Here is a 22,939-nt window from a genome sequence, read left to right as displayed (position 1 = left end):
CGCGCTTTCCACCTAATGTCGCGCTCCTCAACCAGGAGCGCGACAAATGGGCGAAGGCGAGCTTTTCATCGGACTTGGCGGCGACGGCCAGCGACAGGCGCTGGTGCTCAAGCGCGCCAATCGCCACGGGCTGATCGCGGGCGCGACCGGCACCGGCAAGACGGTGACGCTCCAGGGCCTGGCCGAAAGTTTCAGCCGCGCCGGCGTGCCGGTCTTTGCCGCCGATGTGAAGGGCGACCTGTCGGGCCTGGGCATGGCCGGATCGCCGACCGCCAAGACCCACGAACCCTTTGCCAAACGCGCCGCCGAAATCGGCGAGACCGACTGGGCCTATGCCGCCTCCCCGGTGCAGTTCTGGGACCTGTTCGGCGAACAGGGCCATCCGATTCGCACCACCGTTTCGGAAATGGGGCCATTGCTGCTTGCCCGCCTGCTCAGCCTCAACGAGACTCAGGAGGGCGTGCTCGCGATCGCCTTTCAGGTCGCGGACGATGACGGGCTGTTGCTGCTCGACCTCGACGATCTTCAGGCGATGCTGGTCCATGTGAGTGAGCGGGCCGACGAACTGACCGCCAAATATGGCAATGTCGCCAAGACCAGCGTCGGCGCGATCCAGCGCCAGCTGCTCCAGCTTCGCGCGCAGGGCGGCGCGCATTTCTTTGGCGAACCGGCGCTGAGCATCCAGGATTTCATCAAGCTGGACGACAGCGGCGCCGGCGTCATCAACATCCTGGCCGCCGACAAGCTGATGGCGTCGCCGCGCCTTTACGCCACCTTCCTGCTGTGGCTGCTGTCCGACCTGTTCGAATCGTTGCCGGAAGTGGGGGATCCCGACAAGCCCAAGCTCGTCTTCTTCTTTGACGAGGCGCACCTGCTGTTCGACGAGGCCCCCAAGGCGCTGCTCGACAAGGTCGAGCAGGTCGTCCGCCTGATCCGGTCCAAGGGCGTCGGCGTCTATTTCGTGACGCAAAACCCCATCGACATTCCCGAAGATGTCGCCGGACAGCTGGGCAATCGCGTCCAGCACGCGCTGCGCGCCTTCACCCCCCGCGACCAGAAGGCGATCAAGGCGGCGGCGGACACGTTTCGCGCCAACCCCGATCTGAATGTCGAAACCGCGATCATCGAATTGAAGGTCGGCGAGGCGCTGGTGTCGCTGCTGATGGCCGACGGCGCACCCTCCCCGGTCCAGCGCACGCTGATCAAGCCGCCGCGCAGCCGCGTCGGACCGGTAACGCCGGAGGAGCGCAAGATACTGATCGATACCGATCTGGTGGGCGGCAAATATGATGTCCCGGTCGATCGCGAATCGGCGGAGGAACTGCTCAACGCCAAGGCGACCGAGGCGGCCGCTGCGGCTGCGGAGGCAAAGGCGCAGGACGAGGCGGAGAAGGCCGCCGCGGCCCAGGCCAAGGAGGATGCGCGCGCCGCCAAGGAGGCCGAGCGCACCCGCCTCGCCGCGCAGCGCGACGCCGACCGCCAGGCGCGGCTGGACGCGCAGGCGCAGCGCCAGGCCGAGCGCGAGGCCGCGAACAGCCCGTGGAACCGCGCGATCCGGTCCGCCACCCAGTCCGCGTCGAGCGCCGCCGGCCGTGCGGTTGCGGGCGAGGTATCCAAGGCGATCTTCGGCAAGAAATCCGGCGCGGGGGCCAGCATCGTCGGCGGCATCGTGCGCGGCGTGCTGGGCGGACTGTTCAAGGGGCGGTGAGCGCGTTCCGCGATCGGGCGTAGCCGCGCCGGTCGATGGTCAGGCGCCGACCCAGCGCGCGACCACGGCCTTGCGAATCCCGCTGAACGGAACGCCCGGGCCGACATCGACATTGCACAGGCTCGCAAAGGTCACACGCGGACCGATCCAGGTCTGAAGCACCGCGCTGAACCCGTTGATGAAGCCATAGTGCAAGATGTTCGGGTGCGGCTGGCTGGGTCCGGACACCAGCAGGCCGCACGCATATTCGGTGTCGCCATAGTCGCCATAATTGGCGTCCTGCGGCGGAAAGCGGTTGGCGCTCGACAGGCGCCCGTCGCGCAGCCGCCCGGGTGTCAGCATCAGCCGGGTATGCGTACGATCGAGCAACCGGTCACCGAGCAACAGGTCGTGCCATTTACACAGATCGCCCACGGTCGATCGCATCGCGCCCGCACCCCCGGTTTGCGAGGGATCCAGCCACGCGGCGTTGGCGAAGGGCGGGACACCGGTTTGCGTGGCCGAATAGCCCGAAGCCCGGCCGGGGACGACTTCCTCCGCATTATCGAACGCCGTGTGGCGCAGCCCCAGCGGTTCGAAAACGAGCCGTTCCATCGCCGTCGCCAGCGGCATCGCCATAACCTGTTCGATGACCGCACCGAGCACGATATAATTGGCATTGCTGTACAGCCATGCGGTGCCGGGCGGGAAATCGAACGGCTTGGCCTGACCGGCAATCTCTGCGGCGAGCGCAAGCTGGGTCCTGGCGGGCGCCGGCGCCGCGATCGCCTCCTCGCTCTCGTCGCTGTGCAGGCCGGCGGTCTGGTGCATCGCCTCCAACAGGCTGAACGGCGGCAGCTTCGAAAAGGCGGGCAGGTAGCGCGACACCGGCGCGCTCAGGTCGAGCTTCCCCAGCATGGCCAGACGGATTACGGCCGCCGCGACGAATTGTTTGGTCAGCGAGCCGATGCGCAGGATAGCGTCCGGCGACATCGAGGTTCCGGTTTCGAGATTGGCGCGCCCGGCGCTACGCGCATACAGCTGAACGCCAGCCTTCATCACCGCCGTGGCGACGCCAGGAATCGCGTTCCGGCGGACCGCGTCGTCGATCAGCGGGCCGATATCGTCGCCGGGAAGCGACGCGATTGGCCGCGCCACAGCAGGTCGCGCCAGTTCGAACGCACCCGCGGCGCCGGCTGTTAGCGCCATCATTTCTCGTCTTGAGATCACCAGTCCCCCCCTCCCGGCAGATATTGCGAATTTCCATCTGCAATCGGCGCAGGCCGAAGCGCCCGCGCGCCATCAGGCGCCCGCCTTTTCCGTCACATCACGCCCAATAGCGATTCGATCGTCACGAATGCAAAGGCCACCGAGCTGTCGGCGACGCCATAGGGGATGAAGATCGACCGGCCGTGGCGAAGCGCGCCGCACGAATAGACGACGTTGGGGACATAGCCCTCACGGTCCTCATGCGCCGCCGCCAGGATCGGCTCGCGGGTACGGCCCAGCACCTTCGACGGGTCGTCCTTGTCCAGCAGCACCGCGCCGATCGAATATTTGCGCATCGCGCCGACGCCATGGGTCAGCATCAGCCACCCTTCGTCCAGCTCGATCGGCGGCCCGCAATTGCCCATCTGGACCAGTTCCCACGGATATTCGGGAGTGATCAGCTTCACCCCCTCATCCCAATGGGTCAGGCGATCGGAACTGATCAGGAAGATATTCTCTCCGTCCTGCCGGCCGATCATCATGTACTTGCCGTCCACCTTGCGCGGGAACAGGCCCATGCCCTTGTTGCGGGCGGCGCTGCCGGTCATCGGCACCAGATCAAAGCTGCGCCAGTCGCGCGTGCGCAGCATCTCCGACTGGATCTGCGAGCCGTTATAGGCGGTGTAGGTCCCCAGCCACTCCTCGCTGCCGTCGTCGTGCCGGAAATGGGTGAGCCGCATGTCCTCAAGCCCGTTGGACTGCGCCGCCGTGATCGGGAACAACAGGGTGCCGGACAGCGTCGAATCGCGGTGGCGATAGACGGTCACTTCCCCTTCCGGCACCACCAGTTCGTCGCCGATCGCGTCGGCGGCGGTGGCGAAGGGCGGCTCGGGCGCCAGCTTCAGCTGGTTCTGCTCGGTGATGATCCCCTCGCGAAACGCGACCGAGGAAATATGCCCCTCACCCACCGCGCGCAGGCTCATCAGGATGCGCAGGCTGCCCTTTGGCATGCCGGTCTGGTCGTAATGCGGCACCGCGCTGGGGTTCATCAGCGCGGCGGCGGCATAGCTGTATTCGTGACAGAAATAGGCCCCGATCAGCTGGCGCTTCTCATCCCCGATGGCGGCGCCATCCAGGCCCAGCTGCGCCTCGATCTCGTCATAGCGGGTCATGAAGACGCGCCGCGTCTGCCAGTGCCGCGCCTCGAAATCCTTGAGCACCGTTTCGAGCTGGGTCCGCGCCTCGCCCGGCGACATGTCGAGCACCGCGCGAACCAGCCGTTCGGTCCGGCTGGGCGTTCCATTCACCGATTGCCATGCGATGTGAAAGGGACGGACCACGACACGCGACGGATCGGCATGCAGCCGCAACGGGTGGTGGTACAGATCGAGCATGCGTCCCCCCGGAACCGGTAACCGTGCCGCCGCGTGCGCCAACCGGCGCTACGCCACGGCCTGCGTCGGTCCTGCCACGATTTGCGCGCGCTTTGAAAGGGCCGAAATCGCGCAATTGGCGAGTTGCAGCGCCAGGATCGACTCGGCGCCCTGATTGCGGTTCAGGCCGCCCGGCGTCAGGCCGTCGAAACAGCCCCCGTCCTGCGTGCTGGCGAGCGGCAGGTCGAGATCGTTCTGCCCGAGATACCAGCGATAGGCGCGCATCGCCTCCTCCGCCCATCGTGCCTCGCCGGTCGCGTCGAACGCCGCGATACAGGCATCGATCGTCGCCTGCGCCTCCAGCGGCTGCTGATCGAACGGCAGCGGATCGGCATATTCGCGCCCGAAACTGTCGGTGCCGACCGCGCGGAACCGCCCCTCTGGCGAGGTCTGGCGGGCGATGATCCAGTTGAGCGTCGCGATGCCCGATCGCACCAGTTCCGGCCGGCCGAGCGCATCCCCGGCGCGGATCAGCGCCTCGGGCAGCCGGGCATTGTCATAGGCCAGGACGATTTCGAACCACTCCCATTCGGGGCGGCGCGATTCCTCGAGCAGGGCCATCAGGTCCCCGCCGAAACGGTCGAGAATCCGGGCGGACACCGCATGCCCCGGATGTGCGCCGATCATCGCCGCAGCACCCAGCATGGCGAAGGCCATCGCGCGCGGGCTGCCGAATTCAAAGCTGATCGTGGCGGTCTCGTCAAACAGGATGCGCGCCCAGTCGCGATATTTCTGCTCGCGCGCTTCCGCCGCAGTCACGCCCAGCGCCCAGAGCGCGCGGCCGTTGGAATCCTCCGACCCGGCATCCTCGCACCACTGACGGTCGAATGCCATGAAGTTGCGGAACCGGCGCGCATCGGCATTCCACGCGAACTGGACGAAGGCAGCATAGATGCTGGCCCAGCGATCGCGTTCGCCGCGCGAGAGCGGATCGATACGATGGACCAGGATCAGCGCACGGGCATTGTCGTCGATGCAATAGCCGTGGCGACGGTCCGGCACCGCATAGATCGAATGCTGAAGCATCCCGGTCGCATCGCTCATCCGCTCGACCGCGGCGAAATCGGGAGTCAGCGGCTCGACCATGGCGACGCGCGGGCTCGCGATCCGCGCGGGCCGCGCGGCGCGCGCGCCGGCGAGTTCCGCAACCACCGCCTCTGCCACCTTCGGCCAGATCATCGTGCGCCCGCGCGCATGGGCGCGTTCGGCCAGGCGCGCGCAGGCGTCACGGTCATCAAGCAGGCCCGAAATCTCACGCGCGAACGCGGCGCTGTCGCCGAAATCGACCAGGATGCCATGCCCATCGGCGAGAATTTCGGTCGCATGGATATAGGGGGTCGAAACGACCGGCTTGCCCATCGCGACGGCGTAGGACAGCGTGCCGGAGGTGATCTGCGCCGGATTGGGGTAGGGCGTGGCATAGATATCCGCCGCCTGGAGGTAATCCAGCAGATCGTCCTGTTCGACAAAGGCATCGATAAAGGCGACGTTCCGATCGATCCCGAGCTGTGCGACCAGCGCCTTCAGCCGGTCGCGATACGCCTCCCCCTCATGCGCCACCAGATTGGGGTGGGTCGCGCCCAGAATGACGTAGAGCGCGTCGGGGTGGCGGGTGACGACGGCGGGCATCGCCTCGATCACCGTTTCGATCCCCTTGCTGGGCGCGAGGAGGCCGAAGGTCAGGATGACGTCGCGCCCGTCCCATCCGAAGCGGGGCTTGAACTCGCGCGTCTGCGCGAGCGCGCGATCGGGGACGCCGTGCGGGATCATCACGATCCGGCGCGGATCGACGCCATGAACACGGGTCAGGATTTCGCGCCCCTTTTCCGCCATCACGATCACGCGCGCGCATCGCGCGAGCAGCCGGTCCATCACCCGCCGCTCGTCCGCGTTCGGATGTTCGAGAACGGTGTGCAGCGTGGCGATCACCGGCAGGTCGGTACGGTCCAGCAGCGCCAGCAGATGTTCGCCCGCCGGCCCGCCATAGATGCCATATTCGTGCTGGACCCAGATCGCCTGCGCCCCCGACGCGACGATCCGCTGGGCGGTGTCGAGATAGGCGGCGCGATCGTGCTGCGCGATCGATCCGGTCACTTCGGACGGATAGGCATAGCCCTCCGCGCGATCGTCCATCGCATAGACATCGACGCGAAGGTCCGGAAAGCGCTCGCGCAGCGCGTTGAAGCTGTGGGTGGTAAAAGTGGCGAGGCCGCATTTGCGTGGAAGGAAATTGCCAATCAGCGCGATGTGCTCGGGCTGAGCCACCTGGGTCGCGCTATGGGCCATCGCCGTCTCCTTCCGCAAAGCAACATGGATCAAGGCGGACTCCCGCCTCTCAACCTCCGTAACGTAACTGTTTCAGAATGGTTGCACGCATTGTGCGGCGCAGCAAGGCGATTCGGCGACAAGACGCATCAACTCGGCGCGCCGCCCCGCGCCAGCGCCGCAATTCACCCGTGCTTCAGCGCGGTTTCACGAGCGTCCGGTCCGCCGGCAAGTGATCGAAATACGCGTCGTCATGGCTGGGGACGATCACCAGTTCCGCGTTCTCGCGGCGCAGATCGTGCAGCGCCCGAACCGCCAGCGATTCGCATCGTCGGCCTGATCGGCGTCCGGCTGATCGCCCGATGCGCGTGCGAGCGCGGCCACTTGCTGCCCCGGCACGTCATCCGCCCCGAAATCGTCGCGGAAGCAGCCGATGAGGAGCGCGCGATCGCGCCGGCCAAGGCCGGCTGATCGCCACCCGGGCGCCCCTTCTTCAGCCGCGCCCGCGATAGCCCGGCACATCCTGTGCCGGCACCCAGATGCCAGCCGGCGGCGCGCCGGACTGCCAGAACACGTCGATCGGAATGCCGCCGCGCGGATACCAATAGCCGCCGATGCGCAGCCATTTGGGCTGCATCTCGTCAAACAGGCGCTGACCGATGCCAACCGTGCAATCCTCATGAAAGGCGCCGTGATTGCGAAAGCTGCCCAGAAACAGCTTGAGCGATTTCGACTCCACGATCGTTTCGCCCGGCACGTAATCGATGACCAGATGCGCGAAATCGGGCGCGCCGGTGATCGGGCAGAGCGAGGTGAATTCAGGCACAGCAAAGCGGACCAGATAGTCGGTCCCCGCCCGGGGGTTGGGGACGTAATCGATCGTCGCCGCTTCGGGCGTCGCCGGCAGGGCGCTGTGCTGGCCAAGATGCTTGGGTGTCATGCGCGGCTATTTAGGCGCTCGCACGCGATCTGAAAACTCGACGCGGCAAATGCGCGCGGTTAGGGTCGGAGGATGGATCCGCTCGTCACGCCGGCATGGCTCGCCAACGAAATCGGTGCGCCCGACCTGCGGGTGCTGGATGCGACCTGGTTCCTGCCCGACGCCGGTCGCGATCCCCGCGCCGAATTTGAGGGCGCACACCTGCCGGGCGCGCAATTTTTCGACATCGCCGCGCTGTCCGATCCGGACAGTCCGTTCCCGACCATGCTGCCCGATCCGGCGCGGTTCGCGGCGGCGATGTCGGCGCTGGGCATCGACGGATCGACGCGCGTCATCCTCTATGATCGCGCGCCGCATCACACGAGCACGCGGGCGTGGTGGATGTTTCGCGCGTTCGGGTTCGACCGGGTCGCGATCCTCGACGGCACGGTGGAGGCGGTGGCATCGCTCGGCCATCCGCTGACGACGGCAGCCGCGGCATTCCCGCCCACGCGGTTCGCGGCACAGCCCGACCCGACCCGCGTCCGCTCCATCGACCAGATGAAGGCGAATCTGACGTCGAACGCCGAACAGGTGACCGATGCGCGTTCGCGCGCGCGATTTACCGGGCAGGAGGCGGAAACCCGGCCCGGGCTTGCCGGCGGGCATATCCCGAACAGCTTCAACACGCCCTATTCCGCCTTTTTCGGGGCGGACGGGCGCTGGAAGGATGCGGCGCAGATCCGAAGTCTCCTCGAAGCGGAGGGGATCGACACGGACCGGCCGATCGTCGCCACCTGTGGATCGGGCATCAGCGCGGCGGTGATCGTCTTCGCGCTTCACCTGCTCGGCCGGGATGCCGCGCTGTACGACGGCAGCTGGACCGAATGGGGCAGCGATCCCTCGACCCCGAAGGCGTGCGGAGCATGAGCGGATCGCGCGAGCGACAGGGCGACGGCACCCGCGTCGTCGGTGCGGGCCGGCGGCCGGAATGGACGCAGGGCATCGTCAACCCGCCGGTGTGGCGTGCATCGACCATCCTTTACGACAGTGTCGGCGACCTGCGCGCGGCGGGAGGGCGGGACACCCATCATCGCCTCTTCTACGGCCGGCGCGGCACGCCGACCCAGTGGAGCCTCGCCGACGCGCTGACCCAGCTGGAGCCGGGTGCGGAGGCGACCTTCCTCTACCCCTCCGGCGTCGCCGCGGTTTCCGCCGCGCTATTGTCCGTCCTGTCGCCGGGCGACGAACTGCTGCTCGCGGACAATGTCTACGATCCCACGCGCAGCTTCGCGACCGGGTTCCTGAAGCGGTTCGGCGTCTCCACGCGCTTCTACGATCCGATGATCGGCGCGGGAATCGCGGAACTGATCGGCGAGAATACGCGCGCGATCTTCCTCGAAAGCCCGGGCAGCCTGACGTTCGAGGTGCAGGATCTCCCCGCGATCACCGCCGCCGCACGGGCGCGCGGGGTGACGACATTGCTCGACAATACCTGGGCGACGCCATTGCTGTTCCCCGCGCTCGAAAAGGGCATCGACCTCTCGATCCTCGCCTGCACCAAATATGTCGTCGGGCATTCGGATGTGATGCTGGGCAGCGTCACCGCGACCCCCTCGCATTGGGAGAAGCTGCGCGACACCAGCTTCGCGCTGGGCCAGACCGCCAGCCCCGACGACGCGTGGCTGGGATCGCGCGGCCTGCGCACGATGGCGGTGCGCCTGCGCCAGCACGGAAGTTCGGCACTAAAGATCGCGCGCTGGCTGGAAACCCGGCCAGAGGTGGCGCGGGTGATGCACCCCGCCCTGCCCGGCTGTCCCGGCCACGACAATTTCCTGCGCGATTTCAAGGGGCCGGCGGGACTGTTCGCGTTCATCCTGAACGGTGGGGGCGAGGCGGCACGCGCGGCGCTGATCGACGGGCTGGAACTGTTCGGCATCGGCTATAGCTGGGGCGGGTTCGAGAGCCTGGCGATCCCGATCGACCCCGAGCGGATCCGCACCGCGACGCGCTGGCGGGCGGAGGGGCCGGCGATCCGGTTGCAGATCGGGCTGGAGGATCCGGACGACCTGATCGCCGACCTGGCGGCGGGGCTGGACCGCTTTGGAGCGGCGCGATGATTCCCGCGCAGGTCGCCCAATGGCTGCACGCCAACGGGGCGCATATCCCCGACACCACCGAACTGGCTGAAGCGGCCGTCGCGGGGACGCTGACGATCCTGGCGCTTGCCGCGGGCTGGTTCATGGGCCGGCGGTTCGGGCCGCAACTGGCGCAATTGTGGCAGGCGCGCGTGGGGTCGCAGGTCGAGGGGCTGGCGGCGCGGATGCACAACCTCGTCCGGCATGGCGGCGCGGCGCTGTTGCTGGCGATCATTGCTGCGGCATGGCCGTGGCAGCCGCTCGGCGCACTGCTGATCGGCATCGCGCTGGCCGCGGCGTCGGCGATGACGATGCTGGTGCTGATGCGCGGGCTTCAGATGCCGCGATGGAGCGCATGGCTGGCCGCGTTCGTGGTGTTCGTCGCGATCCTGAGCAATGCGATCGGCGGGTTCAACGTCATCACCGCGACGCTCGACCGGATCGGATTCGACGTCGGCGCGCGGCGCTTTTCGCTGCTCGCGCTGGCGACGATCCTGGTGACGATCGTCGCGCTCTATGCGGGCGTCCGGCTGGCCAACCGTATCATCGGCCATTCGATCGCGCAGGCACGCGGGTTCGACGCGACGCAGAAGCTGTTGTTCCAGAAGCTGGCGGGGATCGCGGTGATCATCGCCGCCTTCTTTTTCGGGATCGATCTGCTCGGCCTCGACCTGACCAGCTTCGCGGTCTTCTCCGGCGCGCTGGGCCTCGCGGTCGGCTTTGGCCTGCAAAAGACGATCGGCAACCTGATCGCCGGAATCATCCTGCTGATGGACCGCTCGATCAAGCCCGGCGACGTGATCGTCGTCGGCGACAGCTTTGGCTGGGTGAACAAGATCGGCGTGCGCGCGGTCAGCGTCATCACCCGCGACGGCAAGGAGCATCTGATTCCGAACGAGAATCTGATGACGCAGGAGGTCGAGAACTGGTCCTTTTCCGATCGCAACGTGCGCGTTCGCATTCCGGTCGGCATCGCCTATGAATCCGACGTGCCGCTTGCCCAGCGGCTGATGCTGGAGGCGGCGCAGGAAAGCCCCCGCGTGCTCGATTCGCCCAAGCCCAATGTCTGGCTCGCTTCGTTCGGCGACTATGCGCTGGAGCATGAGATTCTCGCCTGGATCAGCGATCCGGAGGGCGGAGTCGGCAATGTCCGGTCCGACGTGCTCAACCGGCTCTGGGTGAAATTCCAGGAACACGGGATCGAGATTCCCTTCCCGCAACAGGTGCTGCATTTCCGCAGCGGCCGCGGCGCGCGGATCGGCAGCATCGCCGGCGCGCGCGGGGACGAAGCGCCCGGCGAGCGGCCCGCCCGTCCCTGACGGGCCGAATCGGAAAGCACCCGCCGCCATGCGGCCGCCCGGGCGTTGCCGTTCATCGGCCCACCCCCTAGATCACAGGCGTGTCGATCCCGATCACCGCCCGTATCGCAGATGGCGTGTGCGCCATTCCCGCCGCGCAGTGGGATGCGTGCGCGGGCGCCGACAATCCGTTTCTGAGCCACGCATTCCTGTCGGCGCTGGAGCGCTCCGGCTCGGCGACCGCGCAGACCGGGTGGCAGCCGCTGCCGATCGTCATCGACGGCATGGACGGCGCTCCCGCGGCAATCGCCCCGGCCTATGCCAAGAGCCACAGCCAGGGCGAATATGTGTTCGACCATGGCTGGGCCGACGCGTGGGAGCGGGCGGGCGGGCGCTATTATCCCAAATTGCAGGTGGCGGTGCCGTTCACCCCGGTGCCGGGGCCGCGCCTCTTGCTGCGCGATGGCGCGCTCGCCCCGGCACTGATCGCGGGGCTGGAAGCGGTGGCGGACCAGAACCGGCTGTCGTCGGTCCATGCGACGTTCGTCGCGGACGATCAGGTGCCGCTGTTCGAGCAGGCGGGGTGGCTGATCCGGGCCGGCACCCAGTTCCACTGGCGCAATGAAGGCTATGCCAGCTTCGAGGCGTTCCTGTCCGTGCTCTCGTCACGCAAGCGAAAGGCGATCCGCAAGGAGCGCGAACGCGCGCTGGACGGCCTGACCGTCCGGCACCTGACCGGCGCGGACATCATGGAGGCGCATTGGGACGCGTTCTGGGGGTTCTATCAGGATACGGGCAGCCGCAAATGGGGCCATCCCTATCTGACGCGGCCGTTCTTTTCGATACTGGGCGAGACACTGGGCGACCGGGTGCTGCTGATGCTCGCCGAACGCGACGGGCGGCCGATCGCGGGGGCTCTCAACCTGATCGGGGCGGACGCGTTGTACGGCCGCTATTGGGGATGCGTGGAGGACGTGCCGTTCCTCCATTTCGAGCTGTGCTATTATCAGGCGATCGAGGCGGCGATCGCGCGCGGCCTGGCGCGGGTCGAGGCCGGCGCCCAGGGCGAGCACAAGCTGGCGCGCGGCTATGTTCCCGTCACGACATGGTCGGCCCATTACCTGCCCGATCCCAATTTTCGCCGCGCGGTCGCCGACTATCTTGCCCAGGAGCGCGCGGCGGTGGCGCAGGAGCAGGAGTATCTGGGCGAGCTGACCCCGTTCCGGCGCGCCGGCTGAAGTCCGGCAAACCGGCGACCGGCATGCTCCAACCGCGCTAGACGTCCTTGTCCTTGCCCGCAGTCGCGTCCTTCAGCTGCTTTCGCCGTTCACGCTCAAGGAAGTCGCGAACCTGGTCGATATAGCCGCGATAGGGACCCAGATCCTCGGGGTTCAGCGTCGCCGCCGGGGCGTCGTGATCGATCTTGAACAGCGCGCTGCGCCCGTCGCGCCAGATCGGCGTCAGCCCCGCCTCCAGCCGCTTGTCATAGGGCGGCGGGCTGATCACCCAGAGGTAGTCATAGGCCTGGCGCGGGAAGCGGGCGAGGCTCACCGCCACCGGCCGCCACCATTCGCGCGGGCATTTGGTGTCGGTGACGATCTGTGACGGGTCGTGGCTGAACCCCCGCGCGCCGGGGTAACGCACCGTCAGCAACTGCGCGCCGGCCATCGACCATTGGTCGTTGGTATAGGCCAGGCGCCGGACCATCGCGATTCCCGGCAGATGTTGCAGCCGGGTCATCGTCCATTCGTTGTAGCACGTCTCTCCGACGAAGCTGAGCAGGCGCGCGCCCTCAGGCACATGGTCGAGTGCGGCCAGTTCGCGGTCATAGGATTTGTCGTAGAGCGCATAGCTCCACGTCGTCGCGCCGATGCGGACCAGGAAAAAGGCGAGGCCCGCGATCGCCAGCGCCTTCGCCCCCCGGATCGAAAGCCCGGGCCGTGGCCGCAGCGCGATCACCGCGATCGCCAGCATATAGGGGGCCAGCCGCATATCGGCATAGGCCGATCCGAAGACGATGCGCGGAAGCAGGATGAACACCGCGATCAGGAACAGCGCCGAAATGCCGAGATGGCGCGAATATTCGATGTTCGGATCGCGAATCCCGCGAAAGATGATGAGGTAGAGCACGCCCAGACAGGCGATGTCGAACAGCTGCCACCGGTCGCGCAGCACCATCAGCACCCACCAGATCTTTGCCTGCCAGTTGAACCAGTCCCCGGTCTGGCCGCTGACATGATCGGCGCCGCGCCACGCCAGCATCAGCAGCGCGGGGGGAGCGAGCACCAGGCACTGGATACCTGCGCGGATCCACGGCACGATCCAGCTGCGCACGAAATCGGCGTGCCATGGCGCACCGTCCACCCGCGCGCGCCTGTCATGCTGGCGGATCAGTTCCGACGCGAACGCCATCACCCCCAGCATGCCCCAGCCATAGGTATGGACGATCCAGATGATCATCCCGATCGGCACGAACAGCACGCTGCGCAGCACGAACCTGCCCAGCCGGGCGAGCCGCAGCCACAGCGCGAACGCGTTGAGCGCCAGCGCCATCGCAAGCGCGAAATTCACGAAGCCGAAATTGAACGCGTAATTATAGGCGAGCGGCAGGGCGAAGAGCGCCGTCGCCGGGATGCGGCCATGCACTTCCCGCGAGATCCACAACAGACCGGTCACGGTGAGCACGGGGATCGCGATCACCAGCAGCTTGACCGTCAGTTCCAGCCCGAAAATCGGTTCGAGCGGGATGATGAGCAGGTCGAAGCCCAGATTGCCGATCAGGCTCCAGCGGAAATTATACCATTCGTTGAGCCACGGCACCTCGCCATGGCTCAACTGCACGCGATAGCGCGCCATATGGCCCGGCAGATCGACCAGCGGCGGAATGTCGGGCCACAACAGCGGCACCGCCGCGGCCACCGCCGCGAACAGCACGAACCAGCGCGTCTGCCACCAGCGCGGCGCCTCATGTCCCCCTTGCATCGGCCGCACTTACTGTGTCGCGGGGGCGGTCCGCAAGTCGCTTGGCGCGCGGTTCGGCGCAACCGGGGTCATCGCACGCGATAGAAGCGCAGGCCGGTGTCGCGCAGCGGCAGCGGTTCGAGCCACGCCGGCGCCGCTCCGCGCAGCAGGTGCGCGCCCAGGCTGTCGGGATAGGCGGTCGCGATCTCGATCTCCGCAAAGTCACCGGGGCAGATCGCGACATAGCGCACCTTCCACCGCGCGCCGATCGTCCGGGCGGCATCGGGCGGCGACAGGAAAAAGTCGTACATCGCCCGATTGCCGCGATTGCTGCGGTGATAGCCCGCCCCGACCGACGCATGGTGCGAACCGCCGACGATATAGGCGGCGCGATCCATCGGCGCCATCACGACGCCGGCAGGATAGCGGTCCAGCTGGTGCCAGGTGTCGCCGCCATTGCAGGATTTGTGAACCATCAGCGAGGCATGGACCTGCGGCGCCAGCAGCCGGTCGATCCGTTCCGGCACCATCAGATAAAGCATTCCGGCCGAGGCGATCCAGGCGCCCGCTACCGCAGCCCCGCGCGCGCGACCGGCGCCCCGCGCGGCGACGATCAGCTGGGCCAGGAACGGCGCGGCCACCGCGCTGCCGAGATAGGCGCCACGGACCTGAAAGATCGTGATGACCGCGCCGGTCGCGAGCAGCGCGACGAGCGGCAGCGCGAGGTCGCGGCGCAACGGGCGGCGCCACAGGAACCAGATCGCGGTGCAGACCGCCGCGAAGATCAGCCCGGCCGAGGGGATCCCCATGCTGAGCGCGCGATGATCGAACAGCCCCTGCGCCTCGACGATATGGTCGAGAAAGGCGGTCTTGAGAAACGGGTCCATCGGCCCATAAGGGCCGGCAAGGCAGGCGGGATAGCGCAGCAGGGCGAACGCCGCGACCGCGCCGCCCGCAACCGCACCCGCAGCCGTGCGCGCGCGCCAGTCGGGCAGTCGCGCGGTGAGCAGCGCCAGTGCGATCCAGCCGCCCGCCGCCGCCAGCGTCACGCTGGTCGAGGCGGGGGTGAAGCTGTCGCACCACCTGTCGCTCCACAATGTCGGCCGGGCGACCGCGAGCAGCAGCAGCGTGACGCCGCCCATCGCCACCCCCGCCGCGGCAAGCCGCCCCGCCTCCGCGCGCCCGTCGCGGATCCACCGGACGCCCAGTACCAGCACCAGCGCGGCGACGTGCGGCGCGGTCTCCAGGCCGATCCCCAGGCTGAGCGCCGCCGCGACGCCGAATATCCCACCGCCGCGCGCGTCCGGACGGCGCATCAGTGCAAGCGCCGCGACCAGCGTCAGGACGATCTGGAGCGCGTGATGGTCGATCCGTCCGGGCAGGAACAACGAATTCGCCGGATAGGCCAGCGCGGCGACGATCGCCGCCACCGGCCCCGCCGCGTCGCCGCCCAGCCGCCGGGCGATCCGCGCGGAAAGGAACAGATAGGCCGCAAACAGCATCGCCGGATAGGCGATCACGGCGGCCAGTTCCGCACCATATGCCCCGACGAGCGGGCGCAGCGCCACGATGATCGCGGCGATGCCGACATCGTTGATCCGCGACCAGTGCATCGGCCCGCCAGCCGGCGGCGCGACGCGATATTGCGTCCAGTCGTTGAACGCCTGCCCCGCGATCCAGTCACGCACCTGGGCAAGGCGCATCATATCGTCATTGTCGGGCAGGTTGAGCCAGGCCAGCTGCGCCCAGTCGCGCACCGCCCAGCATGCGGTCAGGATCACCGCCAGAACGACCGCGACAATCAGATCGGCGCGCACCGTGCGACTGCGCAGCCCGCTGGCCAGGGACGGCGGCTCGCGCATCCTTATGCCTGGCGGGACAGGGTCGCGACGAAATGCAGACCGCGATCGAACAGCCATCCGAACGGGCGCGGATACAGCGCCAGCCGCGTGGTCATCGACCCGGCACCCAGCGCCAGCCGGTCCCAGATCCGCTGCCACTCGCGGCGCGACAGATAGTTGTAGGGGAGCCGTACCCCATGCGCGGCGTTGCCGACCCAGTCCATGAAGCGCAGCGTCGGTCCGGCGGCGACCCCGTTCCGCAAATGATCCTTGACGATCACCTGTGGCGCGACCCGCGCGATTTCCGCGAGCACGGCGCCGGGATCGTCGGTGTGATGCAGCACGTCGATCACCATCGCCGCGTCGAAGCTGTCATCTGCGAACGGAATGGCGGCGCCGTCATAGGCATGGACCGGAATCGCGGTCTGCGGGCGAACCAGCACGTCGATCCCCTCGATCCGCACGTCGGGACGCAGTTGCATCACCAGCGCCGCCACGTCGCCGCTGCCGCACCCGACATCGAGCACCCGCGCGCCCTGCGGCAACCGTTCGGCCACCGCCGCCGCCAGCCGCCGGATCCGGCGGCCGAACACCAGCCTGTTATGCGCGGTTTCGAGCATGTCGCGTCCCCCGAACGACCGCCCACGCGGCCCCTTGTCCCGTGCGCTACCCGGCGGAGGGATAGAAAATGGTTAACGCCGGCGCATCGGCGACCCGCCCCGCCGACCCGATCAAGCCGGTTAACCAAAATTTGGCAGGTCGCCATCCAGTGTCGCCGGCGAGGAGATCCGATGTCCGCCGCTCTCGCCCCGACCCTAGCATTCGATGCGCCGATCCCGCCCGCCGAACGCGCGGACATGGTCGAACTGTCGATCGTGATGCCGTGCCTCAACGAGGCGGAGACGCTCGCCCGCTGTATCAAGGCGGCACGGGCGTTTCTCGACGCGAACGGCGTCATCGGCGAGATCGTCATCGCCGACAACGGATCGACCGATGGATCGCAACAGATCGCCAACGCGATGGGCGCGCGCATCGTCCCCGTCGCGGCACGCGGCTATGGCGCCGCGCTGATCGGCGGAATCGCGGCGGCGCGGGGCCGTTTCGTCGCGATGGGCGATGCCGACGACAGCTATGATTTCGGCGGACTGATGCCGTTCGTCACCGCGCTTCGCGAGGGCGCGGATCTGGTGATGGGAAACCGGTTCGCGGGTGGAATCGCGCAAGGGGCGATGCCGCCGCTCCATCGCTATCTCGGCAATCCGGTGCTCAGCTTTCTCGGCCGGACCTTTTTCGGCACGCCGATCGGCGACTTCCATTGCGGCCTGCGCGCGTTTCGCCGCGACCGCATCCAGGCGCTGGGCCTCACCTCGCCCGGCATGGAGTTCGCCAGCGAGATGGTGGTCAAGGCGGCGATCGAGCGGCTCGACATTCGCGAAGTGCCGACGACGTTGCGCCCCGACGGTCGCAGCCGGCCCCCGCATTTGCGCACCTGGCGCGACGGGTGGCGGCATCTGCGCTTCCTGTTGATCTATGCGCCGCGCTTCCTGTTCCTCTACCCCGGGCTTGCGCTGGCGCTGGCCGGAACGGTGGGCATCGTCGGCCTGGTCCCCGGCGACCTGCGCATCGGCGGCATCGAACTGGGCGTCCACACGATGATCTTCGCGGCGATGGCGGTGCTGATCGGATCGCAGTTGATCGGGCTTTCGGTGCTGGCGCGTCGCTATGGCGTGATCGCGGGCATGTGGCCCGAAAGCGGATTGATGCGCCGGCTACGCGGGGCATTCACGGTCGAACGCGCCTGTATTGCCGGCGGCCTGATGCTGGTACTCGGCCTTGCCGGCGCCACCGGCGCGACGCTGCGATGGGCGGAAACCGGATTTGGCGGGATGAACCCCGCCGCGTTGATGCGGCTCACCATCCCGTCGATGCTGCTGTGCTGTCTGGGCGTGCAGACCGCCATCACCGCCTTTTTCGCGGGACTGCTGGACCAGCCGCGCCGCTGAGCGCCGGGCCGGAACGCGATTCCCTCCTAAGCCGGCGGCAACAGCCGCAACCCGTCGAGCAGCACCTCCAGATGCGCGCGGCTGATCCGGCTCCAGACATTATAGGTGCAGGTCTGGCCGTGAATGCGGACATAGGCGAGCGAATGGTCGCCCTCCCCGCCCGGATTGTCGGCGCGATAGGGCTTCGCGCCCACCAGCCCATAGCCGGCAAAGGACGGCGCCTGGAGCGCGTCCAGTTCGCGGAACGCGGGCCATTGCCGCATCAGGCGCCGGGTCTGGCGATAGGGTGGCTGGTCGTCGATCGGGATCAGCCCCGGCCCGGCGACACCATAGGCGCTGCGCACACCCGGCAGGTCGAACGCGACCGCCCATCCGCCCGCAAAATCCGCACGGCGCGGCACTCCCTTCGCGCCGCCGTCATCGGTGAAGGCGATCGGCGCGCATTGCCGGCGATTATCGGCGCGCGCCCATTGGCGCCGGACCAGATCGGCGGCGATGAAGGTCGGCGCGGCGGTCGCGGACGGATCACCGGCATGCGGCGGGGGCGGCGTGGCGGCGGCGACGGGGGTCGTGATCGGGGCGGGACTCCCCGACGCCGACGGGGCCGGCGACGTCGCCCCGCCGCACGCCGCCAGCAACGCGAGGGGCAGGGCCGAAGTCAGATACAGTGAAGTCAGATACAGTTTTGCCATGCCGGAACGACGCCCCGCGCGCCGAAGCGTTCCACGCTATTCCGCTGAGCGTGGCACCGACTCAACATCAAGTTGGCGCACGCGGGTACCGAAAACCCGATGAAAATCGTTCAGCCTTGCAGCGAGCCACGCGTGCTGACGTTCCCAGTCATCCCGATCCTCCGCGTCGGCGTCGGCAAGATAGGTGGCGATCCGCGTGTCCCGCCCTGCCGGCAGTTCCTCCCACGCTAGCGGATAGCCCAGTTCCTGCTCGACAGTTTCGGCCTGCGCGCGAAGCAGCGCAAAAAATATCTTGGCATGTTCGTTTGAGATGTACAGTTCCGCGCGAACTTGCCGCTTGGGGCGAAGCATACCCGCCGATAATGAAAAGCCGGTCCGTCCGATCGGGTAATTCATCCACGATTGCGGCTGCGGTTTCCGCGTTCCCGAAACCGGACCGCGCGCACGCTCCAGTGCCAGATTGAGTTCGGCCCAATAGTCCCGCTGTAACAAGCGTGTTTCCGACAGTTCGCTTTCGTCTATCGCACGCGCCGCCTGCGCGACCGATCGCGACCAGTTATTCGGCTTGGACACCATGTTGAACTTGGGCGCGGCAGCGGAATCGCCGATTTTCCACAACTCCACTTCCAGGCCGAAGAAGCGGAAGGAATCGTCGGTTATTCGGTTCAACCAGTCGAGCGTCGAGCGATGCTCCTCGGTAAACCGCGCCGCGATCCAAACGATCGTCACCGCCTCCAGCCCCGACGCATAGGTCAGCAGCTGGCCGAGATGGGAGTGATCGGTGCGCTCAAGCTGATTCTCGATCAACACCCAAGCGCCCGAACCGATATCCTTGCACAGGATATCGGCGCGAAACGGCCCAACCGCCTTTTCCTGCGCCTCCAGTTCCAGTTCGAGGCCAAGCGTTTCGGCGAGGATCGCAAGATTCTCTTCGCGCGCCAGCCACGGGGTGAAGTCCGCTGACTCGCTTATCCATATGTCGCGCAGTTCGACGCGGATCAGGCGCCCCAGTGCGCGCTCGCTCACTCCCCGCGTCGTCCCAGCAAGCGGAGCCGCAGTGCGTTGAGCTTGATGAAGCCCGCCGCGTCGCGCTGGTCATAGGCGCCCTGATCGTCCTCGAACGTCACCACCTTTTCGCTGTAGAGCGAATTGGGCGACTTGCGGCCGACAACGCTGGCGCTGCCCTTGTAGAGCTTCAGGCGGACGGTGCCTGAGACATTCTGCTGGCTGTGGTCGATCGCCGCCTGGAGCATCTCGCGCTCGGGCGCGAACCAGAAGCCGTTGTAGATCAGCTCCGCATAGCGCGGTGCGAGTTCGTCCTTCAGGTGCGCCGCGCCGCGATCGAGGGTGATCGATTCGATGCCGCGATGGGCGATATGATAGATGGTGCCGCCCGGCGTTTCGTACATGCCGCGCGATTTCATGCCGACGAACCGGTTTTCGACCAGGTCGAGCCGGCCGATGCCATGTTTGCGACCAAGATCGTTGAGCGCGGCGAGCAGGGTGGCGGGCGACATCGCCGTGCCGTTCAGCGCGACGCCGTCGCCCTGTTCGAAATCGATGGTGATATATTCGGGCGTGTCGGGCGCGTCCTCCGGGTTCACCGTGCGCGAATAGACATAGTCGGGAACCTCTTCCCACGGATCCTCGAGCACCTTGCCCTCTGACGAGGTGTGGAGAAGGTTGGCATCGGTCGAAAACGGGGCTTCGCCGCGCTTGTCCTTGGCGACCATGATCTGGTGCTGTTCGGCGAATTCGATCAGGCGGGTGCGGCTGGTCAGGTCCCATTCGCGCCACGGCGCGATCACCTTGATATCGGGGTTGAGCGCATAGGCCGACAGTTCGAACCGGACCTGGTCATTGCCCTTGCCGGTCGCACCATGCGCCACCGCGTCGGCATCGACCTCCTTCGCGATCTCGATCAGCCGCTTCGAAATCAGCGGCCGCGCGATCGACGTGCCGAGCAGATACACCCCCTCGTACAGCGCGTTGGCGCGCATCATCGGGAAAACGAAGTCGCGGACGAACTCCTCACGCAGGTCGTCGATGAAGATATGCTCGGGCTTCACCCCGGCGTTCAGCGCCTTTTGCCGGGCCGGCTCCAGCTCCTCGCCCTGGCCCAGATCGGCGGTGAAGGTCACCACCTCGCAACCATATTCCTGTTGCAGCCATTTCAGGATCACGCTGGTGTCGAGTCCGCCCGAATAGGCGAGGACTACCCGATTGATCTTGTCGGCCATGTCGTCTGCTCCAGTCAAAAGTCGGTGCGGCCTCTAGGACCGCGCGGGCGCTTCGGCAACCGTGGCGAACAGTCGCGGCAGATGGAGTGCCAGCAGGCCCGCCCGATAGACATAGCTGGCGAGCAGCGCGATCCACAGGCCGGCCGCGCCGAACGGGCGCAGCGACAGATCGGTGAGGATGTAGAGCGCGGTCGCCAGCATCGCCGCGTTGCGCAGCGCCCGCCCCTGCGTCGCGCCGATGAACACGCCGTCCAGCAGCCAGGCGGGAACCCCGACCGTGGCCGCCAGCGCCGCGAGCGGCAGCACCGTCCGCGCCGCCGCCCGGACCGCTTCGTTCGCGCTCAGCAGATCGATCAACGTGCCGCCCAGCCAGAACGAGGCGAGCGTCGCGAGCAGCCCGAAGCCCAGCGAGAATTCGCCGGTGAGCCGGATCGCCCGGCGCAGATCGGCACGCGATCCGCCCCCGATCGCGAGTCCGACCCGCGATTCGGCGGTGAAGGCGAATCCGTCGAGCACGAACGCAAAGATGCTGACCAGCTGCATCAGCACATGATTCGCGGCGAGCTGGACCGCGCCGAGTCGCGCGCCGGCATTGGCGAGCCACAGGAACAGCGTGAGCAGCGCGACGGTGCGCATCATGATGTCGGCGTTGACCGCGAACAGCCTGGCCCAGGCATCCCGCACGAACAGGCCGCCGCGCTGATGCAGCAGCGCGTCGATCCCCGCGATGCGGGCGACCATCGCGATGCCCAGCAGCAGCGCGATCCATTCGGCGATCGCGGTGCCGAGGCCAACGCCGCGCGCGCCCATTCCCATCCCGTGGACGAACCAGATGTCGAGCGCCGCATTGGCCAGGTTCATCGCGATCTGAAGCATCAGCGTCGCGCGCGTGCGGCCCAGGCCGAGCAGCCACCCGTTGATCGCGTAGAAGCCGAGCGCCGCCGGCGCGCCCAGAAACCGCGCGCGCACGAAATCCTCCGCCGCCGCGTCCAGGCTGCCGCCCCCGGCGAGCAGGCCGAGCGCCAGCGGGACGAGCACGATCTGCGCCACGACGAGCGCCGATCCGATCGCGATGCCGGCCACCAGGCCACGCACCAGCAGCGCATCGACCTCACCCCGCTCACCGCGTCCCTGCGCCTGGGCGGTCAGGCCGGTCATGCCCATGCGCAGGAACCCGAACGCCCAGAAGATGAAGCCGATCACCGCGGCGCCCAGCGCGACGCCGGCCAGCGCGGCGGCATCGCCGGTCCATCCGATGACGGCGGTATCGACCAGCCCGACCAGCGGCACGGTCGTCTGGCCGAGCATGATCGGCCAAGCCTGGGCGAAGACCGACCGGCGGGTGAGGAGCGGGCGTTGCACGCGGCGCTCCTGCGGCTAATCTGGGTGAAAATCCAGCGGGGCGGCATTGACGCAGAACAAGGCTGCACAGAACAAGGCGGCGCAGAACAAGACCGGCGCGACCGAGGTGAGCGTCAGCGCGTTCGTCGATGCGGTGCCTGACGCGGTCCGCCGTGAGGACGCAAGGGCGATCTGTGCGATGATGGCCGAGGTGAGCGGCGAGGCGCCGCGCATGTGGGGGCCGAGCATCATCGGGTTCGGCGTCCACCGCTATCGCTATGAAAGCGGACGCGAGGGCGAAATCTGTCGCATCGGCTTTTCCCCGCGCAAGGCGGAGCAGGTGCTGTACGGCCTGGCGCTTGATGAGGCGCTGGAACGGCTGGGCAGGCACCGGACGGGCAAGGGGTGCCTCTATGTCAGGAGGCTGGCGGATGTGGACGTCGGCGTGCTGCGGTCGATGATCGCCGACGCCTGGGCGCGGCGCGGCTGATCGGTTCAATTGCCAGTCAGCTGTGCGGAGCTATGCTGAGGATATGATTCTGTTGCTGACACTCGCCCTTCAGGCCCAGCCCGCGCTGGGCGTCGCGCCCGGCCCCCTCCCCCAGGCCGAAGCGGAGCGCCGTGCCGCCGAGCGGTTTGCCGACCTCGACCTGAACGAGGACGGGACGGTGGAGCGCGACGAGGTTCGCGCCCGTTTCGATTTCGAGGCGAGCGCCGACGCCACCTACGCCGCCTCGCGGCAGGCGAAAAAGGCGGGCGACCCGCGCCCCGAGGTGCGGTCGCCGCAACGCGACTGGGCAAAGGCCGACGCGTGGTTCGCCGCGGTGGACAAGGACGGCGACGGCAGGATCACTAAGGCTGAACTCGCCGCCTGGCTCGCCGCGGACCGGGTGCAGACGCCGGCGCAATAGG

19 protein-coding genes are annotated in these 22,939 nt (G+C 67.5%); 8 read left to right on the top strand and 11 right to left on the bottom strand.

From position 1 onward, the window contains the following. The first annotated feature begins 46 nt into the window (after positions 1-46). The gene (locus tag KF783_RS14075) at positions 47-1,708 is read left to right on the top strand and encodes a helicase HerA-like domain-containing protein (protein ID WP_294080412.1); all 1,662 of its coding nucleotides are present in this window, start codon (positions 47-49) and stop codon (positions 1,706-1,708) included. Positions 1,709-1,747: 39 nt separating this feature from the next. Here KF783_RS14075 and KF783_RS14070 read toward each other — a convergent pair whose 3' ends face one another. The 4 genes from KF783_RS14070 to queF all read right to left on the bottom strand — a co-directional run bounded on the left by KF783_RS14070 (position 1,748) and on the right by queF (position 7,534). Next, positions 1,748-2,845 (bottom strand): serine hydrolase domain-containing protein, encoded by a 1,098-nt coding sequence (locus tag KF783_RS14070; RefSeq protein WP_294080410.1) that lies wholly within the window; start codon positions 2,843-2,845, stop codon positions 1,748-1,750. A 164-nt stretch (positions 2,846-3,009) separates the two neighbouring features. Then, positions 3,010-4,290, bottom strand: coding sequence for a glycoside hydrolase family 130 protein (locus KF783_RS14065; protein ID WP_294080408.1), 1,281 nt, complete (start codon positions 4,288-4,290; stop codon positions 3,010-3,012). A gap of 48 nt (positions 4,291-4,338) precedes the next feature. Next, entirely contained in the window at positions 4,339-6,615 is a 2,277-nt protein-coding gene (locus tag KF783_RS14060; protein WP_294080406.1) for a glycosyltransferase, read from the bottom strand. 472 nt (positions 6,616-7,087) lie between these two features. Then, positions 7,088-7,534 (bottom strand): preQ(1) synthase, encoded by a 447-nt coding sequence (gene queF, locus KF783_RS14055; RefSeq protein WP_294080404.1) that lies wholly within the window; start codon positions 7,532-7,534, stop codon positions 7,088-7,090. A 72-nt stretch (positions 7,535-7,606) separates the two neighbouring features. On the opposite strand from queF, the gene KF783_RS14050 reads away from it, so the two are divergent. The 4 genes from KF783_RS14050 (at position 7,607) to KF783_RS14035 (ending at position 12,187) form a co-directional block, all read left to right on the top strand. Then, positions 7,607-8,443 carry a sulfurtransferase gene (locus KF783_RS14050; RefSeq protein WP_294080402.1) on the top strand — a complete coding sequence of 279 codons (837 nt, stop codon included), beginning with the start codon at positions 7,607-7,609 and terminating at the stop codon, positions 8,441-8,443. Continuing rightward, positions 8,440-9,633 carry a cystathionine beta-lyase gene (metC, locus tag KF783_RS14045; protein ID WP_294080400.1) on the top strand — a complete coding sequence of 398 codons (1,194 nt, stop codon included), beginning with the start codon at positions 8,440-8,442 and terminating at the stop codon, positions 9,631-9,633. The genes KF783_RS14050 and metC overlap by 4 nt, the downstream gene beginning before the upstream one ends. After that, positions 9,630-10,970 carry a mechanosensitive ion channel domain-containing protein gene (locus KF783_RS14040; RefSeq protein ID WP_294080398.1) on the top strand — a complete coding sequence of 447 codons (1,341 nt, stop codon included), beginning with the start codon at positions 9,630-9,632 and terminating at the stop codon, positions 10,968-10,970. Before metC ends, KF783_RS14040 begins: the two co-directional genes overlap by 4 nt. 80 nt (positions 10,971-11,050) lie before the next feature. Beyond that, entirely contained in the window at positions 11,051-12,187 is a 1,137-nt protein-coding gene (locus tag KF783_RS14035; RefSeq protein WP_294080396.1) for a GNAT family N-acetyltransferase, read from the top strand. A 37-nt stretch (positions 12,188-12,224) separates the two neighbouring features. Here the strand turns inward: KF783_RS14035 and KF783_RS14030 are convergent, their stop codons facing one another. From KF783_RS14030 to KF783_RS14020, 3 genes are all read right to left on the bottom strand, one after another. Beyond that, a complete protein-coding gene (locus KF783_RS14030) occupies positions 12,225-13,931 on the bottom strand; it encodes a hypothetical protein (RefSeq protein WP_294080394.1) in 1,707 nt (568 codons plus the stop codon). 68 nt (positions 13,932-13,999) lie between these two features. After that, positions 14,000-15,772 (bottom strand): hypothetical protein, encoded by a 1,773-nt coding sequence (locus KF783_RS14025; RefSeq protein WP_294080392.1) that lies wholly within the window; start codon positions 15,770-15,772, stop codon positions 14,000-14,002. Positions 15,773-15,774: 2 nt separating this feature from the next. After that, positions 15,775-16,371: a methyltransferase domain-containing protein gene (locus tag KF783_RS14020; RefSeq protein WP_294080390.1), complete on the bottom strand. Its 597-nt coding sequence runs from the start codon at positions 16,369-16,371 to the stop codon at positions 15,775-15,777. Positions 16,372-16,542: 171 nt separating this feature from the next. Between KF783_RS14020 and KF783_RS14015 the strand changes: the two genes are divergently transcribed. Continuing rightward, the gene (locus KF783_RS14015) at positions 16,543-17,754 is read left to right on the top strand and encodes a glycosyltransferase family 2 protein (protein WP_294080388.1); all 1,212 of its coding nucleotides are present in this window, start codon (positions 16,543-16,545) and stop codon (positions 17,752-17,754) included. Between the two features lie 26 nt (positions 17,755-17,780). On the opposite strand, the gene KF783_RS14010 is transcribed toward KF783_RS14015, so the two are convergent. Genes KF783_RS14010 through KF783_RS13995 form a run of 4 tightly spaced genes read right to left on the bottom strand, consistent with a single transcriptional unit; the run spans position 17,781 to position 22,048 of the window. Next, entirely contained in the window at positions 17,781-18,446 is a 666-nt protein-coding gene (locus KF783_RS14010; RefSeq protein ID WP_294080386.1) for a hypothetical protein, read from the bottom strand. A gap of 36 nt (positions 18,447-18,482) precedes the next feature. Beyond that, entirely contained in the window at positions 18,483-19,472 is a 990-nt protein-coding gene (locus KF783_RS14005) for a DUF4268 domain-containing protein (RefSeq protein ID WP_294080384.1), read from the bottom strand. Further along, entirely contained in the window at positions 19,469-20,686 is a 1,218-nt protein-coding gene (locus tag KF783_RS14000) for an argininosuccinate synthase (RefSeq protein ID WP_294080382.1), read from the bottom strand. Before KF783_RS14000 ends, KF783_RS14005 begins: the two co-directional genes overlap by 4 nt. A 33-nt stretch (positions 20,687-20,719) precedes the next feature. Next, positions 20,720-22,048, bottom strand: coding sequence for an MATE family efflux transporter (locus tag KF783_RS13995; protein WP_294080380.1), 1,329 nt, complete (start codon positions 22,046-22,048; stop codon positions 20,720-20,722). A gap of 46 nt (positions 22,049-22,094) precedes the next feature. On the opposite strand from KF783_RS13995, the gene KF783_RS13990 reads away from it, so the two are divergent. Together KF783_RS13990 and KF783_RS13985 are read left to right on the top strand one after the other, a co-directional pair. Beyond that, positions 22,095-22,517 (top strand): DUF1801 domain-containing protein, encoded by a 423-nt coding sequence (locus tag KF783_RS13990; protein ID WP_294080378.1) that lies wholly within the window; start codon positions 22,095-22,097, stop codon positions 22,515-22,517. A gap of 43 nt (positions 22,518-22,560) precedes the next feature. Continuing rightward, entirely contained in the window at positions 22,561-22,938 is a 378-nt protein-coding gene (locus KF783_RS13985; RefSeq protein WP_294080376.1) for an EF-hand domain-containing protein, read from the top strand. Position 22,939: the final 1 nt, after the last annotated feature.

Source organism: Sphingomonas sp. (genome assembly GCF_019635455.1).
Lineage (GTDB): Bacteria > Pseudomonadota > Alphaproteobacteria > Sphingomonadales > Sphingomonadaceae > Sphingomonas.
Note: the sequence above shows the minus strand (reverse complement) of the source record. Positions and strands in the feature narration are given on the sequence as shown.

What these genes read in the sequence shown, in the direction of transcription:
- KF783_RS14060 (WP_294080406.1), bottom strand. Translation starts at nt 6,615, where the DNA reads ATGGCCCATAGCGCGACCCAGGTGGCTCAGCCCGAGCACATCGCGCTG.
- KF783_RS13985 (WP_294080376.1), top strand. Translation starts at nt 22,561, where the DNA reads ATGATTCTGTTGCTGACACTCGCCCTTCAGGCCCAGCCCGCGCTGGGC.
- KF783_RS14000 (WP_294080382.1), bottom strand. Translation starts at nt 20,686, where the DNA reads ATGGCCGACAAGATCAATCGGGTAGTCCTCGCCTATTCGGGCGGACTC.
- KF783_RS14040 (WP_294080398.1), top strand. Translation starts at nt 9,630, where the DNA reads ATGATTCCCGCGCAGGTCGCCCAATGGCTGCACGCCAACGGGGCGCAT.
- KF783_RS14025 (WP_294080392.1), bottom strand. Translation starts at nt 15,772, where the DNA reads ATGCGCGAGCCGCCGTCCCTGGCCAGCGGGCTGCGCAGTCGCACGGTG.
- KF783_RS14020 (WP_294080390.1), bottom strand. Translation starts at nt 16,371, where the DNA reads ATGCTCGAAACCGCGCATAACAGGCTGGTGTTCGGCCGCCGGATCCGG.
- KF783_RS14010 (WP_294080386.1), bottom strand. Translation starts at nt 18,446, where the DNA reads ATGGCAAAACTGTATCTGACTTCACTGTATCTGACTTCGGCCCTGCCC.
- KF783_RS14015 (WP_294080388.1), top strand. Translation starts at nt 16,543, where the DNA reads ATGTCCGCCGCTCTCGCCCCGACCCTAGCATTCGATGCGCCGATCCCG.
- KF783_RS14075 (WP_294080412.1), top strand. Translation starts at nt 47, where the DNA reads ATGGGCGAAGGCGAGCTTTTCATCGGACTTGGCGGCGACGGCCAGCGA.
- queF (WP_294080404.1), bottom strand. Translation starts at nt 7,534, where the DNA reads ATGACACCCAAGCATCTTGGCCAGCACAGCGCCCTGCCGGCGACGCCC.
- KF783_RS14030 (WP_294080394.1), bottom strand. Translation starts at nt 13,931, where the DNA reads ATGCAAGGGGGACATGAGGCGCCGCGCTGGTGGCAGACGCGCTGGTTC.
- metC (WP_294080400.1), top strand. Translation starts at nt 8,440, where the DNA reads ATGAGCGGATCGCGCGAGCGACAGGGCGACGGCACCCGCGTCGTCGGT.
- KF783_RS14050 (WP_294080402.1), top strand. Translation starts at nt 7,607, where the DNA reads ATGGATCCGCTCGTCACGCCGGCATGGCTCGCCAACGAAATCGGTGCG.
- KF783_RS14065 (WP_294080408.1), bottom strand. Translation starts at nt 4,290, where the DNA reads ATGCTCGATCTGTACCACCACCCGTTGCGGCTGCATGCCGATCCGTCG.